The organism is Emticicia sp. (genome assembly GCF_049241225.1).
In the GTDB taxonomy this organism is placed as follows: Bacteria; Bacteroidota; Bacteroidia; order Cytophagales; family Spirosomataceae; genus Emticicia.
Genome location: NZ_JBMLRC010000475.1, coordinates 75,384 through 91,474 on the forward strand (window position 1 = coordinate 75,384; position 16,091 = coordinate 91,474).

At 38.1% G+C, this 16,091-nt stretch carries 16 protein-coding genes; 8 read left to right on the top strand and 8 right to left on the bottom strand.

Features of this window, described 5'->3' with window-relative positions; genetic code table 11:
• Positions 1–8: 8 nt before the first annotated feature.
• Positions 9–143, top strand: coding sequence for a LytTR family transcriptional regulator DNA-binding domain-containing protein (locus tag ACOVO2_RS24720; RefSeq protein ID WP_421772608.1), 135 nt, complete (start codon positions 9–11; stop codon positions 141–143).
• Position 144: 1 nt separating this feature from the next.
• Here ACOVO2_RS24720 and ACOVO2_RS24725 read toward each other — a convergent pair whose 3' ends face one another.
• Positions 145–438 carry a HigA family addiction module antitoxin gene (locus ACOVO2_RS24725; RefSeq protein ID WP_421772542.1) on the bottom strand — a complete coding sequence of 98 codons (294 nt, stop codon included), beginning with the start codon at positions 436–438 and terminating at the stop codon, positions 145–147.
• Positions 439–449: 11 nt separating this feature from the next.
• Entirely contained in the window at positions 450–731 is a 282-nt protein-coding gene (locus ACOVO2_RS24730) for a type II toxin-antitoxin system RelE/ParE family toxin (protein ID WP_421772543.1), read from the bottom strand.
• 199 nt (positions 732–930) lie between these two features.
• Between ACOVO2_RS24730 and ACOVO2_RS24735 the strand changes: the two genes are divergently transcribed.
• The 6 genes from ACOVO2_RS24735 to ACOVO2_RS24760 all read left to right on the top strand — a co-directional run bounded on the left by ACOVO2_RS24735 (position 931) and on the right by ACOVO2_RS24760 (position 8,652).
• Positions 931–1,206: a hypothetical protein gene (locus tag ACOVO2_RS24735; RefSeq protein ID WP_421772544.1), complete on the top strand. Its 276-nt coding sequence runs from the start codon at positions 931–933 to the stop codon at positions 1,204–1,206.
• 22 nt (positions 1,207–1,228) lie between these two features.
• On the top strand, positions 1,229–3,988 hold the full coding sequence (locus tag ACOVO2_RS24740; protein WP_421772545.1) for an FG-GAP-like repeat-containing protein: 2,760 nt from the start codon (positions 1,229–1,231) through the stop codon (positions 3,986–3,988).
• A 134-nt stretch (positions 3,989–4,122) separates the two neighbouring features.
• Positions 4,123–4,455, top strand: a complete 333-nt coding sequence (locus tag ACOVO2_RS24745) for a LytR/AlgR family response regulator transcription factor (protein WP_421772546.1) — start codon at positions 4,123–4,125, stop codon at positions 4,453–4,455.
• Between the two features lie 29 nt (positions 4,456–4,484).
• On the top strand, positions 4,485–7,031 hold the full coding sequence (locus ACOVO2_RS24750; protein ID WP_421772547.1) for an immunoglobulin domain-containing protein: 2,547 nt from the start codon (positions 4,485–4,487) through the stop codon (positions 7,029–7,031).
• A gap of 107 nt (positions 7,032–7,138) precedes the next feature.
• Positions 7,139–7,837 carry a hypothetical protein gene (locus ACOVO2_RS24755; protein WP_421772548.1) on the top strand — a complete coding sequence of 233 codons (699 nt, stop codon included), beginning with the start codon at positions 7,139–7,141 and terminating at the stop codon, positions 7,835–7,837.
• A gap of 11 nt (positions 7,838–7,848) precedes the next feature.
• Positions 7,849–8,652, top strand: coding sequence for a hypothetical protein (locus ACOVO2_RS24760; RefSeq protein ID WP_421772549.1), 804 nt, complete (start codon positions 7,849–7,851; stop codon positions 8,650–8,652).
• A gap of 83 nt (positions 8,653–8,735) precedes the next feature.
• Here the strand turns inward: ACOVO2_RS24760 and ACOVO2_RS24765 are convergent, their stop codons facing one another.
• The 4 genes from ACOVO2_RS24765 to ACOVO2_RS24780 form a co-directional block, all read right to left on the bottom strand.
• Entirely contained in the window at positions 8,736–9,761 is a 1,026-nt protein-coding gene (locus ACOVO2_RS24765; protein WP_421772550.1) for an LLM class flavin-dependent oxidoreductase, read from the bottom strand.
• Positions 9,762–9,765: 4 nt separating this feature from the next.
• Positions 9,766–10,014, bottom strand: coding sequence for a hypothetical protein (locus tag ACOVO2_RS24770; RefSeq protein ID WP_421772551.1), 249 nt, complete (start codon positions 10,012–10,014; stop codon positions 9,766–9,768).
• A 6-nt stretch (positions 10,015–10,020) separates the two neighbouring features.
• Entirely contained in the window at positions 10,021–11,043 is a 1,023-nt protein-coding gene (hemH, locus tag ACOVO2_RS24775; protein WP_421772552.1) for a ferrochelatase, read from the bottom strand.
• Positions 11,044–11,139: 96 nt separating this feature from the next.
• Positions 11,140–11,907 carry a hypothetical protein gene (locus ACOVO2_RS24780; protein ID WP_421772553.1) on the bottom strand — a complete coding sequence of 256 codons (768 nt, stop codon included), beginning with the start codon at positions 11,905–11,907 and terminating at the stop codon, positions 11,140–11,142.
• A gap of 213 nt (positions 11,908–12,120) precedes the next feature.
• Here ACOVO2_RS24780 and ACOVO2_RS24785 point away from each other — a divergent pair, with 213 nt between their 5' ends.
• Positions 12,121–12,261 carry a hypothetical protein gene (locus ACOVO2_RS24785; protein ID WP_421772554.1) on the top strand — a complete coding sequence of 47 codons (141 nt, stop codon included), beginning with the start codon at positions 12,121–12,123 and terminating at the stop codon, positions 12,259–12,261.
• 80 nt (positions 12,262–12,341) lie between these two features.
• On the opposite strand, the gene ACOVO2_RS24790 is transcribed toward ACOVO2_RS24785, so the two are convergent.
• On the bottom strand, positions 12,342–14,234 hold the full coding sequence (locus ACOVO2_RS24790; RefSeq protein ID WP_421772555.1) for an amidophosphoribosyltransferase: 1,893 nt from the start codon (positions 14,232–14,234) through the stop codon (positions 12,342–12,344).
• A gap of 154 nt (positions 14,235–14,388) precedes the next feature.
• The gene (locus tag ACOVO2_RS24795; protein ID WP_421772556.1) at positions 14,389–15,867 is read right to left on the bottom strand and encodes an NADH-quinone oxidoreductase subunit N; all 1,479 of its coding nucleotides are present in this window, start codon (positions 15,865–15,867) and stop codon (positions 14,389–14,391) included.
• Between the last annotated feature and the right edge of the window lie 224 nt (positions 15,868–16,091).

A 16,091-nucleotide genomic window follows, 5' to 3' on the forward strand; every position in this document is an offset into this window, starting at 1 on the left:
TCCAACGTATTCATCGGTCTTACATCGTTAACATAAAACACATCAACGAAGTAGCACAAAATCATATTACGGTTGAAAAAACCATCCTACCTCTCAGCAAAGAGCTAAGAAAAGATTTACTGAGTAGGCTAAATATGATTTGAGTTACGCAATCGCTAAGGTTTGTATATTTGCAAAACCCTCAATATTCGCGAGCATCGTTTCTTCTAAATCATAGTCATCTTGTAGTCCAAGCCAAAATTTTGCGGAATTTCCAAAGTATTTACTTAGCCTAATTGCGGTATCGGCTGTGATTCTCCTCTTTCCTTTAATAATTTCAGAAAGCCTTGTCTGCGGAACATCAATTTCTTTCGATAATCGATATGTAGAAACTGAAAGTGGTATCAAAAACTCTTCTTGAAGGATTTCGCCAGGATGAATATTTCTTAATTTTTCCATACTATTCTGATTTAATGATAATCGACTATCTCAACCTCGAAGGCGTTTCCATTTATCCATTTAAAAACAATTCGCCACTGGTCATTTATTCGGATACTATAAAAATCGGATGCTTTTCCACTTAGCTTTTCAAGTCTATTAGCAGGCGGAATCCTTAAATCGTTGATATTTGTGGAGTTATTCAACATTCTAAGTTTTCTTCTTCCAATTTCTTGAATCTCTAAAGGTAGCTTTTTGACCCTTATACCATTCCAAATTTTTTCTGTATCTGAGTTTCCGAATGAACAAATCATTTAATATCGCCCTACGTTACTAACGGCAAAAGTAAGTATATATTTTTATTTTCAAAACTATTAAACTAATTCGGTAAAAAATATACCCCCTTCGGACACTTTTCAGTAGTCTTCATCCTTGATTTGTTTTTCAAGACCAACTTCCTGCCCTCTTTTGCATCAAGATTTTCAGCTACATGATTATCTAAAACAAAACCTGATGATGCAAAAAATCTTGGTAATCGTACACCTCAAAGGTTCTTCAACATTGCACTACGATGCTTTTGCACAAGACCTTAGCCATGCCGGAAAACACTTACTTCATGAAAGATTACATCATTTTGCCTCTGTCAATGAAAGTGAAATCTTAATAGCTGATGTTTGGAAATCTGCTGAAGTTTTTAGCAAATACGTCGATATTTTAATGCCTTTAGCATTGGAAAACGGCTTTATTCCAAAAGCTGAAGTAAATAAAATATATCAGGAACTCTCTTAAAAACATTCTCAACTCAAAAGCCATGAAAATAATCATTTACCTTTTCTTATTCATACTTTTATCTCTACAAATCCAAGCTCAGAGGCCAAACATTGCATACTTCTCACCAATGAGCGGACCAATTGGCTCAACCGTTACTATCACAGGCACCAACTTCAATTCGACTGCCATCCAAAACGTAGTCTATTTCGGAGCAACCAAAGCCACGGTGTCGGTAGCTTCGAGTACAAGCTTGACTGTAACAGTACCCGTTGGAGCTACCAATCAGCCGATTTCAGTACTGAATGCGTCAAACGGATTGTTTGGCTACACAGTAAAGCCATTCCACGTAACCTTCACAGGTGGAAGCATTGCGAGCAGTACTTTTGAAACCAAAGTTGATTTTGGGGCAAATACCGAATCATTGAATATGGCAACGGGCGATTTGGACGGAGATGGAAAAACCGATATAGTAACGGTAAATTTTAGTGCAGGTAATATTTCGATACTCAGAAATACTTCGACTGCTGGTACTATCAACAGCGGCTCTTTTGCAACAAAAATTGATATTTCGACAGGTACAAACCCTCGTGGTATAGCTATAGGCGATGTAGATGGTGATGGGAAACTCGATTTGGTGGTTACCAATTTTAACAGTAATACTATTTCTATCCTTCGCAATACCTCATCAATCGGATTTATCAGTTTTGCTGCAAAAGTTGATTTTGCGACCAATACAGGGCCTCGCTCGGTCTGCATCGCTGATTTTGATAGTGATGGAAAACCTGATTTGGCCATCGCTCATTCCAACATTAATATGTCAGTTTTTAAAAATACTTCGACAAGCGGGAGTATTTCTTTCAATGCAAAGGTAGATTTCGTTTTGACGGCGGGCAATAACTCGACCTATATAGGTAGTGCAGATTTTGATGGTGATGGAAAATTAGATATTGCTGTCAATAACAACGGATTAAGCACCGTTTCGATTTTCCGGAATACTGCCACCAACGGCACCATTGATGCCAGTTCATTTGCTGCCAAAGTTGATTTTAATACGGGTGCACTTCCATTTGGTTTTAGTATTGGTGATATTGACGGTGATAATAAAGCCGACCTTGCAGTCGCTAATTTTACTGGTAATTCGATGTCTATTCTTAGAAATACGGCTACAAGCGGCACCATCGATGCCAATTCTTTCGCTGCTAAATTTGACATCGCTACCGGAACTTCTTGCTCGGCAACCAACTTGGCTGATATTGATGGAGATGGAAAATTAGATTTATTGGCTGTCAACTTAGGAACCAATACGGTGTCTATTTATCGAAATACCGCCACAAGTGGTATCATTGATGCCGGCTCATTTGCAGCCAAAGTTGATTTTACGACTGCCACAGGACCACGTTTTGTATGTATCGGAGATTTAGACGGAGACAATAGACCCGACTTGGCAGTTACTACCCAAACCTCCAATGTTGTTTCGGTTTTGCGTTATGTTGAAGTGATTTCTAATCCAACTGTTGCCACCACTCAAACTACTTGTATCGGAAATACGGCTTCATTATCAGCCACTTGTGCTGTCGGAACGGTAAATTGGTATGATTACCTTGGCGTAGCTATTCCATTTGTGGGTTCGCCTTTTGTAACGCCAGTATTAACCGCCAACAGTCTTTATAAAGTACGTTGTGAAGGCTTAACAACGAGTGCCTTTGTAGATGTATGGGTTACGGTCAATCCCAAACCAACCGCCCCTACTATAACCGCCAGTGGACCAACTACTTTTTGTAGTGGAGGGTCTGTTACACTCAATTCAAACATGGGCAATAATAATGCTTTAAATTTTGCAAAAGTTAATAGCCAGTACATTACAGTGCCGCATAGTGCCAGTCTGAATCTTACCACCAGTTTTACGATGGAGGCTTGGGTCAATTATTCGGGTAGTAATGTTACCATTCTTGATAAAGGAAATTATAACTATTTGTGGTCATTAAACACCAACGGAAATGGAAATAAAATGGGATTTTATGAGCTAAGTACAGGAACATGGAAATATTCAAATGACCCTGTACCTCAAAACACTTGGACTCATGTAGCGATTGTACTCACGGGAAATACAATATTTTTCTTTATCAATGGTTTACCTTCCGGAGCAGCGAGCATGACGATTTCACAGGACAATCAGCCTTTAAACATTGGCAGACAACAGCCTACCTTTTGTGCGTGCAATCATTTTAATGGCACAATGGACGAACTCAGGATTTGGAATGTGGCAAGAACGTATGAAGAAATTATTGATAACAAGAATAAAACAGTGCCAACTAATAGTGCTGGATTGATTGCTTATTATAAATTTGATGAAGGTACAGGCACTACCACCGCAGACGCCTCTGGAAATGGCAATAACGGTACGTTTGTGAATAATCCAACTTGGCAAGTGCCTGCCACTTCGCCTGTCAATCAAATCGTTTGGTCGCCAGGAGGAGCTATCACTCCTTCACTCACCATAACTTCCGCAGGTACATACACTGCTACCTTAACAAATGGATACGGTTGCAGTAGTTCAACAAGTATTACCGTAAATACTGGCTCAAATGCCGCTTTGGTAAATCTAACAAGCCCTACCGACGACTACTCAACTGGAACTACATTAAAAACCGCTTCGAGTGTAAATGGCAAAATAACTGCCACCAACAAAGTAACTGGCACAGTCAAAGTCGATTACAGAGCAAAATCCGTAGAATTAAATGCAGGTTTTAGAGCTGATGGCGGTACAGTTTTCAGTGCTGCCATTGGTGGGTGTAATTAGATGCTCAAAATCTTCTGGTAAATAAACTGTTCCCTTCGGACAGTTTTGAAGGCGGTTCGTCCTTAATGCTTTTTTGAATAAGCATATTTACTCGTACTTCATTTCAACAATGCTTGAACTTTTTATAGATACCCATGAAAACTAACAATCTCATTCATCTTGGCAGCCGAAAAAATATTCCATCGTCAAGTATTCTGATGCTCAAGTCAGATAGCAACTATACGATTATCTATCTAAAAGATGGTAGTAAAATACTGTCCTCAACTTCGCTCGGCAAAATCGAAAAACGTTTGAAAGACTTTCAGTTTTTCAGACCCAATCGCTCAACGATTTTCAATCTTGATTTTATGGTAGATTTTGAAGGAAAGACCCAAACAGGTAGTTATGGTAAGATTTTGCTTAAAAACAACGAACAAATAACTCTTTCAAGACGAAAAAGTGAGGCTTTCTTAAAAATCATTCAGTAACAATTAAATTATCTAAAAAAGCATTAGCCATGAAAGCAAATTATACAAAAGCATTAACATTAATTTCGATTCTGTTTTTTCAAATTTCCTTTGCCCAACAGCTAAAAATCCCCATTAAATTACCTCCTAACTTGGTAAGACCTGGTGAGTTTTTACCTGTTGATACTATATATGTAACAGGTAGCAATGGAAATGTAGCCAGTTCAGGGATTCAAATTATTCCCTTGGGCAGAACGCAAGATGAAAACTATAATTATCTTACCCAAGAACAAATGATTCAGGAAGTTTTGAATAGCACTCCACAAGAAAAATACCTTAAAGCAAAATCAGGCGAAGCATTCAATCTAACGTTTGCATTTAAACTACAAGCAGGAAACTATATCAGCCCTTACATTGATACTAATGGTGGTTATCAATATCCACCTACGAGTGGAAATGATGACCAGAGTATTCAGGCATATGCTGGTCAAGAGGATATAACCAACTATCCCAACCAAATCTATCCTCAATTATCTTTATCCAATACAACTTACGAAAATGGTGGTAATACGAAAGTAGTCAGTTACACCACATCACTAAAGTTCAATATGGGCCGGTTCAAAAGTTGGTATGTATTTACATTTGGTCTTTGGCAGCGTGACGAGTTTTATAATGTTCCAAGATATAATAAATACAGTGTGGTAATTCCTTTTGTGGTAGAAGGTCCTATGATTACACCTTCACAAGCAAATCCTGTGGCAATTAAAGGGTATATAAGAGAACCCGCCATTCCACAATTCATATTACATAATCCTCCGGGGGATATGAGTTCGGTAACTTTCCAGACAAACCAAGAAGCTTGCCGTAGTATGAGTGAATCATTGACGACCGACGAAACGAACAACGGAAAACTGGACGTTACTTTAGGTATTGCAGGCTCGGCAGGGTTATTTGTATCAGTCAATTATGAATTTTCTGTAACGGCATCACTAAGTGGCGGTGGAGGCTCAACCCTTATGAAATCGAGTGGCAAACAAAATTGTGTTTCAGTTTTAAATGCTATTTCAACCGTTCCTGGCAATGCTCGAGCCAACGAAGGCTCTATTTATATTGGTTATTCATCTGATATTGCTTATGGCATGTTTCCAATTATTGCGATAAATACCACCCCCACGGTCTCAGTTGTAAGAGATTCGTCCGTTATTTTTGGATTAGTACCAGGTTCGGCAACTCCTTTTTATTATACCAAAAATGATATTTTAAATGATATTTCCCTCAACCGTGCCATTATGAATAACATGTCAAATACCCCAAAGATGAGGCATCAAGCCCAAAGTCAGATAAAAATTTGGGAGCAAGTCTTGAAAAAGGATAGCACTAATATCAATGACCCCACTTCTCCTGTTATTGAAGCCCCATTTACATTGGGAAGTGGACAGTCACGTACAACTTCTGTGACGCAATCTATCTCCACCACAGACACCTATGAGGTAAGTCATTTTTTAGAGTTGGGAGCAGGAGTAAGTTTCGTCGTAAAAGTTGGAGGCTCTGGAGTAGCAGGCGGATATGAATTCAAAACAAAAAAAACCAGAGGGGCATCTGTTTCTAATTCTAATAACAGTAGCACAACCATTGCCTATACTTTGCAAGATAATGATGCTGGTGATAGCTTTAGAATAAAAATTGTAAAAGATAAATCATACGGAACACCCATATTTTTAATAGATGAGGCTCTCACAAGAACCTCTTGCCCCTACGAAGGAGGCTACCAACGAGACCAACCACGTCTGGAAATTGTTGGAACGAGTCAGAATGCAATAAATGTTCAGAATGTAACACTCGGAACCCCAGCCTCTTTTCAAGTGCGAGTCTGTAATAATAATACTACCGAAGCTCGTGATTATAGATTAGGGTTTGTAGCTCAATCGAATAGTAGCGATTTGTTGATTACCGCAGCAGGAAGTACTGGCTCAGAATTTGGTGCATTCACAATTCCTGCAAACTCATGCCGAATACAAAACTATGATGTGAATGTCTCACGCCGCTACCCTACCAGTGACGTAAATTTTCCAAATCTCGAATTTAGACTTTATACTGAATGTGAACCCGCTATCAAATCAAGTATTTTTGCTAATGTTGGTTATGCTGCTCCACCCCCAGCAACTGTAAGTGCCAATAATACTGCGGTTTGTGCAGGTTCGCCAGTTACTTTAACAGCAAGCTGCCCTTTCAACTATACAACCAATTGGTACACTTCTTTCACGGGCGGAATCGTAGTGGCAAGTGGGGGAACCGTGACAGTCAATCCTACTTCAAACACTGTCTATTATGTAGGTTGCGAAAGCCTCAATCACGTACCTGCAAGAGTTGCGAGCAAAATTGTTTTAGTTGGTTCACCTTCTACGGTATTGAATTTAACTTCAAATTATATATCCGATTCTTTCCAAATAGCCAATACGACAATCACCGCTAATAATAAAATATTCTCGCCTGCAAGTGTAACGTATAAGGCAGGAAACTCCCTGACATTTAACCCAGGTTTCGAGGCAAAAAGTGGCAGTAACTTCATGGCGAGAATTGGAGGGTGTGGGAATTAGAAGTCTTTTAAAATACGTGTTGCTATGCCAATTCTCACTTTAAGCTTTTTTGCATTTCTATTTTTTTTTCACTAACTTAAATAAGCCTTAAAACAAGGTTTTTAGCAATGATAACTTTACACGATTGGCAATTAAATAAAGAAAAATGGCTCGATAAAGACCTCGCTCTAATGACTACTGAAGAAGGCTGGATAGAACGAACCCAGAAGGGCGGCATCAGTGTCTGGCAAAGGCCCTTTGATGATGACAAAAACGACCTTTTTAGGTGGAGATTGCCCAATGTTGCCGCCAGGCACACTGAAGTTTTTGATGTTTTCACTAATCAAATGATTGATTTTCACCATTACTGGACGGCCGAATATACCGGCGGATATGTAGTAAAGGTGATTGATGAAAACACACAAATTATCTATCAGCAATTCGACCCAAATAAACCATTTATTTCAAAAAGAGACCTTTTGTATATTCAATGGTCAAGAAAGATTGATGAGAAAACCATCCAAACCAGTTTTAGGTCAATTACTTTAGATGAAGTTCCTGTACCAAAAGGTTTTGAGCGAATTGATTGGTGGGGCGGGCATCTTTTCGAGGCAAATAATGATGGAACAAGCCAATTGGTTTTGATTGATAGAGAAAATCAAGGCGGATTTTTTCCTTCATTTATGATGAATAAAATTATGCCTCAATACCTCATTCATCAGTTTGAGAGTATCATTGCATTTTTTGAAAAAGGTGGCACAAAAACTCATCCAAAACTATCAGATACTCGAAATACGGCCCTAAGAAATAAAAACTCAACATACTAAAACAAATAAATATGGCACTTTTTGATTGGTTATCTCAATACGAAGCTACTATCAACCAGATTTGGTTATTTACAATCATTTCAACAGTAGTTCTGTACGTTGTGTGTAATCTCCTACCCGATAAAATCGTAGGAAAATTTTTACCGCTGCACAACGTTTTCAAACCACAAACTAACATCGACTTAGACTATCAGTCAATCGGTTATGTACTTTTACATACTACTTGGGCAACGAGAATCACTCATTCTACCATTATTATCGAAGCGGTTTTATGGTTTATAATTTTTGAGAGTTGGCATTGGAGTATTCCTTTTATTGCATTGCTCACAATTTTGGTTCAATCTTTTTTTATTGGAGATAAAAAGTTCGGGTTTTTCTTTATCATCATTGGAATCCTTACCTACTTCGCTGCTATTTCATGTATTCAGTTAATAGGATTTTCAGACGCAATTTTACTCTCGAAAGTTCTCTTGATGCTTGGAGGACTCATGCGGATGTTGAGCCACTCGGCTGAACTTATACCTCCGCTTTTAATCAACGAAACCGACCAGTTTGAGAAGTTAGACCCTAAGAAAATTACTTTCAGACTGCTTCTTTCTTCCCCAATCGGCTACATTGGTGAATTTGGCAGCAGCTTGCCGAATCGGATTTTACCAATCCAAGTAAACTATATTTATCAAACTATTTTTAGAATTACTCCCGAAAAAAACTTAGCGTGGAGCGAAGTAAAAGACGCTGCTAAAATGGTACTAAAGGGTGGCTATTCAAAATTAAATTCGTTGAAAAATTATTATGAAAGTGTAGTAAAAAATTGAGATATAAAATTTTGAGATTGAAGTAAAAATGCCTCATTTAACAGTAAAATGAGGCATTTTTTATGTTTTTCTTGAATAACCCTTTACTTTCCATTCACAATCGGTGAAACTTTTGTGCCAATTAGTTCAATGGCACGCATCAATTTTTCATGAGTCAAGCCCGCATTATCCATCTGAAATGTAACTCTGGTAATGCCACCCAATGCTTCACTGTGGCGAAGGATTTTTTCGGCTACCTCTTCGGGATTTCCAATTAAAAATGCTCCAAGCTTACCAGTTTGTGAATCGAAATGCTCTCGTCTAACCGGCGGCCAACCTCTTTCTTTACCAATATTCGTAAACATTTCGGCATAACCTGGATAAAATTCTTCGTGAGCATCATCGGTGTTTTCGGCCACATAACCCAATGAATGCAAACCAACTTGCAATTGATCGAGCGAATGACCTGCTTTCAAACCTGCATTTCGATAGAGATCAATCAATGGCCTGAATCGGTGGGTTTCTCCGCCAATGATTGCTACCATCAATGGCAAGCCCAACATTCCCGCACGCACAAACGACTGCGGAGTTCCGCCCACTCCTATCCAAATGGGCAGTTTTTCTTGCAAAGGTCTTGGATAAACAGCTTGATTATATAATGCTGGTCGAAACTTACCTTTCCAACTTAAAACCTCATTTTCTCTAATTTTAAGTAAAAGGTCTAATTTTTCGTCAAAAAGTTCATCATAATCTTCCAATTTTAAGCCAAAAAGCGGAAAAGCATCGGTAAACGAACCACGCCCAACTACCATTTCAGCACGACCTTGCGAGATTAAATCCAAGGTAGCAAAGTTTTGGAATGCTCTTACGGGGTCAATAGCACTCAGAACAGTAACGGCACTAGTGAGTTTTATGCGTTTGGTACGAGCGGCAGCAGCAGCTAAAATCATTGTAGGAGCTGAATCAAGAAATTCTTTACGATGGTGTTCGCCAATGCCAAAAACATCAAGCCCTACTTCATCAGCTTTTTCGATTCTTTGTAACAATTCTCTTATTGATTGCTCGCTACTTATCGTTTCACCTTGATTATTTTTTAAAACCGCCGCAAAACTATCAATGCCTATTTCCATTATTCTATAATACTTTTCGAGAATCTATTTCTTTTACTACTTTTTCTACTTTTCCAGAGTATTTGTTGCCTATAAATAAAACTAAGAAAAGTATCGCAAAAGTCCAGAAACCACCCTTGTGTGTTGCACTCCAAACGGAGCACCCAATAAGAAAACCCATTATTATTGCAATAATTATTCTCTCTTTCTTTCGTTTTTTTAACTCCTCGACTAACTCTTGGTTTGTAAATTCTTGCAACAATTTATTCTCCATAAGTCTTTAATTTTGTAAAGATTTCTCTTTCACTAAATCAACTAACAAATCAATCCAAGCATCAGAATCGTTCAAACTTTCTACCAATTGCCAGTGTTCGCCACCGTTTTCTTCAAATAGTTCTTTATATTCCTCTCCTACTTCGAGGGTTGTTTCTAAACAATCGGCCACAAACGCTGGCGAAAATGCCAAAACTTTTTTGATACCTTGTTTAGCAAAACCTTTTACAACATCTTCAGTATAAGGCTGAATCCAAGTTTCACGCCCTAGTCTAGATTGGAAACAAGTTGTATAAGTGCCTTCTTTCAAACCCAATTCTTTTACCAAAAGACGAGTTGTTTCAAAACATTCAGCACGATAACAATGCTGATTCATAGCCGTAATCGAATCACAACATGAGCCTAGTTTACAGGTATTTCCAGTACAATCTCCTTTACGAATATGACGTGCAGGAATACCATGGTAACTAAAAATTACATGTTCATAATCGTTCTCCGCCAAGTACTTTTTACCTAATTCGGCAAATGCATTGATAAATTTTGGATGATTATAGAAATAATTGAGAAACTTGATTTCAGGAATGACTTGCCACTTAGTTACGATTCGCATCACTTCTTCGTAAACCGAACCAGTAGTAGCCGAAGCATATTGCGGAAAAAATGGAATCACAATGATGTTGCTCACACCTATTTGTTGTAATGCTTTCAAACCCGACTCAATACTTGGGCTTTGATAACGCATTGCCAATTTCACCACATATTCATCGCCCAAAGCGGCTTGAAGTTGTTTTTCGTTGGCCTCTCCGTAGATTTTTAATGGAGAACCATTCTCTGTCCATAATTCTTTATAGATTTTGGCAGATTTTGGCGAACGGAACGGTGCAATAATCAAATTGACCAGCATCCAACGAGGAATGAAAGGAAAGTCAATTACTCGACCATCCATTAAAAATTCTCTCAAATACTTTCTTACATCTGGCACACTCGGACTATCGGGCGTACCAAGGTTTACTATCAAAACACCTGTCATTTTCGTTTGAATGTAGAATTAAGAATGTAGAATTAAGAATGTATTTTAAAGCACTGTATCAGAAACATTCTTAATTCTAAATTCTCAATTCTTAATTTAAAACTCTATTTTATCTTTTTTCTTATTAAAATCTTTTGCTTTGCTAAAATCTGGCTTTTTGAAATCGGTGTAAATTGATTCGGGTAAAGCTTCAAAAACTTTGATTTCTGTTAAGTCACGGTCGCCACGCTCGCCAGACAAAATAATTTTTCCATAAGGTTTATAATCTGTCCACGGGCGAGTAAAACCTGGCTTTTCATCGGTTGATTTTGCAAAGTAAGCCCACTGAGTTAGTAAATTACTTTCTTTCTCAACCCAAACTTTATACATATTGTTTGGCGTATTGCCCACTTCTTTAAAAGTCATTTGCAATAAGTACGCTTCTTTACCTGCTTCGGTTTTCTCTTCACCCAAATATTTGAGCGTTACACCATTGTCTCTCAATTTGAATGGCATCGTGAGCCAATAAGAATCATTGATCCAAGCCCCTTTACCCGCTTTCATATATTTCTTAACTGAATCCGCAGCTGTTTGTTCGGTCCCGTACTTAAAAACTTTTCCAGTATCGGTGTTGATGTTCATTAAAATCACTGATTTGTCTCTCGGAAAATCAATTCTTACATTGCCAGTCCATTTATCCCATGTGAGGGTTCTGGCACCAAAGAAATTCCAAGTAATATGGCGAGTTTCGTCCCAAGCTTTTTTGCCGCCCATGGCTGCCATTACTTTATCAGCAATTTCAATGGCTTTTGCATCAGAAGCTTCTTGTGCTTTGAGCGTTTGGCTAAATAAAGCCACGATACAAATAAATAGTAGTTTTTTCATTAAATTATAATTCTAAAGGGTTGAAATTTCTTGGCACAACATATAACAGAAATCAGTATTAATTGACCAAAATAAAGATTTTAAAACAACAATGATGGCGTCAACAACGTAGTCTACCGTATAATAAATATTTACAAAAATAAACGTTAAAACGTTTTGCGAATATTCGCTTTCTACACTAACTTTGCTCTATAAACACAAACTCCATTACCAATGAATACTTCTACCTCTTCATCGACACCAGCAATGCCCATGACTAATGAAACTGTAAATATTATAGATTTGTTACGAGTGATTGGTATGCAAGAAGTTACAAACAACGTTTTTACATTACCCAAAAAGAAGAAAAAATAAAATAGTCGACTGTCTACAGTCCACGGTCAACAGTTAGAAAACATACAACTATTGACTGTGGACAATAGACCATCGACTAATTAATAAGCTCTCACCAATTTGCCTTCCATAAAGTTTACGAACGCACGGTTCACTACTCTATTTCCGCCACGAGTTGGATAATTTCCTGTAAAATACCAATCACCAGTATGATTTGGACAAGCCTTGTGAAGATTCTCAACGGTCTGATATACCATCGCAACTTCCGCTTTCATGTTTTCTGGTGTAACGATTTCAGCAATTTTCTGAGAAATCTCCTCATCAGTAAATTTGTCGTATAATTGCTTCACGAAATTTTGTTCATAAGCATTATCAGTTTGCAATGCACCCACACTCTGTGCATAAACTTCCTGCTTCATATATTCAATACCGTTCTGACGAAGTAAATCGAGCATCGCTCTGAAAGCCACAAATTCTTTCATCTTCGACATATCAATACCATAACAATCAGGGTAACGAATCTGCGGAGCCGATGAAACAATGATTACTTTCTTAGGTCCAAGACGGTCAATCATTTTCAAAATACTCTTTTCGAGGGTTGTTCCACGCACAATCGAATCATCAATCAAAACTACGGTGTCGATGCCTTTACGCACAACTTCGTAGGTCATTTCATAGACATGCGAAACCATTTCGTCACGCTCATCGTCGTTAGTAATGAAAGTACGAAGTTTTACATCTTTCGATACTAATTTTTCGATTCTTGGACGGAAAGATAAAACTTTCTTGATTTCTTCGGGCGAAAGATTGCCTTCGGTGATGCGTTTCAAACGCCAATCGGCTAAATATTGTTCTAAACCTTCCACCATTCCGAAAAACGCACTTTCGGCTGTGTTCGGGATGTAAGAGAAAACGGTATTTTCAAGGTCATAATTGATTTCTTCCAAAATCTGAGGGATCAACAATTGGCCGAGTTTTTTACGTTCTTCGTAAATCTGAGGGTCAGAGCCACGTGAGAAATAAATACGCTCAAAACTACACGATTTTTTCTCCAGCGGTTTCAATATCTGAAACTCATTATATTCGCCGTGTTTATCAATAATTAAAGCATTTCCTGGCTGAACTTCCTTAATATCATCATAATTGGCATTGAAAGCAGCTTTGATGGCCGTTTTTTCAGAAGCCACAATCACTACTTCATCGTTTGCCCAATAGTAAGCCGGACGAATACCCGCAGGGTCACGCACAACAAATGAAGCACCAAAACCTGTCACACCAGCCATTGCATAGCCACCGTCGAAATCACGGCACGCACGGTGCAATACTCTTGGCAAATCCATGTTATCTTCGATAATATCAGAGAGGGCGGGGTTTTCGTAGATGCCTTTGAAGCGGTCGAATACTCTTTGGTTTTCTTCGTCGAGGAAGTGTCCGATTTTCTCCATTACGGTTACGGTATCTCCCAAGTCTTTCGGGTGCTGACCCAATTTTACTAATTTGTGGAAAAGTTCTTCTGCATTGGTCATGTTGAAGTTTCCTGCTACCAACATGTTTCGGCTACGCCAGTTGCTCTGACGCAACATAGGATGGCAATTTTCGATTTCGTTTTTGCCGTGTGTACCGTAGCGAAGGTGTCCGAGCCAAACTTCGCCTGAGTAAGCTACATTTTCTTGCAACCATTCGGCATTTTTGAATTTGTCGGGATTGTTGCGAAGTACATCTTTGTATTTCTCGTTAATCTTGTTAAAAATATCAACAATCGGTCGATTTTCAACGGAACGGTATCTACTTATGTAACGATGGCCAGGGGCAACATCAAGTTTTACATTTCCGACTCCTGCTCCATCTTGGCCACGATTCGATTGTTTTTCCATTAAAACGTACAATCGTTGAATGCCATAAAGGGGCGTACCGTATTTGTCGATGTAGTATTGAAGTGGTTTGCGAAGACGAACAAGGGCAATGCCACATTCGTGTTTAATTGCGTCGCTCATTGAGAATTTTTGGAGATTGGTTATGCAAAGTTCTAAAGAATATACGTGCCTTGCAAAGAAAAAGTTCTATTTGTTTTAAGAGAATGTTAAGTCGATTTTGGGAAGTTTGATATTATCTAAAATTAAGAAAATATTTTCTTTGAAAAAGGCTAATTTAAACCAATTTCAAGCTCTCAATTAGATTAATTAGCCCGCTCGGACGCATAAATAAATAGACGATAAAAAACAGAAATATCAACAAGAAGCCTTTACGAATAAAGCCAATTTGATAGTAGCGAACTCCAATTTTAGGTTCTTTGAAAATCATAAAATATGGAATCTTGATATAATAAAATATCGAAATAGCTGTGTTCAATAAGCCAAAAATCAAGACAATTAATAACATATTGCTACCCGATGTTTGGTACGATTCCCACAAGGCAGTGAAGAGGAGTAATTTACCTGTAAAACCTACGGTTGGAGGTAAACCAACCAAAGCAATCATAATTATTACAGCCGCCAAGCCCAGAAATATATTTTCCTGTCCCAACCCTCGCAGACTTTCGAGTTCGTAGCTTTCAGTTTTTAAGGCCAATAAATCTATCAGTAAAAAGGCTGCAAGTGTAATAAAAAGATAGGTAGCTATATAAAAAATTGTTGATTGAACACCAATCGTATTAGTTGCCAACAAACCCACCAGCATAAAGCCCGCATGAGCAATCGTTGAATAGCCGAGCATTCGTTTAGTATTGGTTTGCCATAAAGCCGATAAATTTCCAATCGTGATAGATGCCATGATTATGATAGCCATTATCATACGGAAATCAATACTCAATGAAGAGAAAAGACGAATCAAAACCAACACAACGGCTGCTTTTGGAGCAATTGAAAGAAATGCTACGATAGGTGTTGGAGTGGCTTCGTAAACATCGGGTGTCCAGCTATGAAATGGAACAGCCGAAAGCTTAAAAAGTAATCCACCAATTGTCATAAAAATGGCAATTTGGGCAATCCAAGTAGGATTTTGACCTAAAAATGTTGCAAATTCTTGTCCAACAAAGTTGAGTGTACCTGTCATGCCATAGAGCAGCGAAATGCCATAAAGCATAATTGCCGAACTCGTTGCTCCGAATAAAAGGTATTTGATACCAGCTTCGCTATTGTTTTTTCCTTTATTGAAAACAACTAAAATATATGAGCAAATAGAAACCATTTCGAGCGAAACATAAAGCATGAGCCAGTTGGTGGTCATGGTCATGATAAACAATCCCCAAACCAAAGCCATAAAAATAGCGTAGAACTCCCCTACTACTTTATAGCCCACCACCCAAACATGAATCAAAACCGCTACCGATGCAATAGAAATAATAAGTTTGAAGAATAAACTGACGGAATCTAAATAAATCAGTTGCCCAAAAAGTACACTTCCCGACTCGAAATATTGTTTATAAAATCCAAAAAAGGCATAAAACACAAAACCAACACTAATTAATACACTGATTATTAGCACATTAAACAATACGTAGGTGCGTTCGACATCTAATTTTTGAGAAAAAGCAATAGCGGCTACTATCACCAAAAACACTACTCCGAAGAGTAAGTCGGGCAATAGCACACGTGAACTAAAGAGAATATGTGATAATTTTTCGAGCATTGAATATTGGCTATTGGCATTTAGCTTTTGCGAAATACCAGTTAAAATTAAGTGAATAACTCATGTTACGCAGAAACAATAAAATTTACCACAAAAGACACTACGGAGACACGATTGACACAAGACATATTTTACTGAAACTTGTGTCCATTGTGGAAATCCATTGTGACTATTGTGGTTAAACATGTTAATCGTATTTTGAACATGTCTGCTAAACCTGAGTA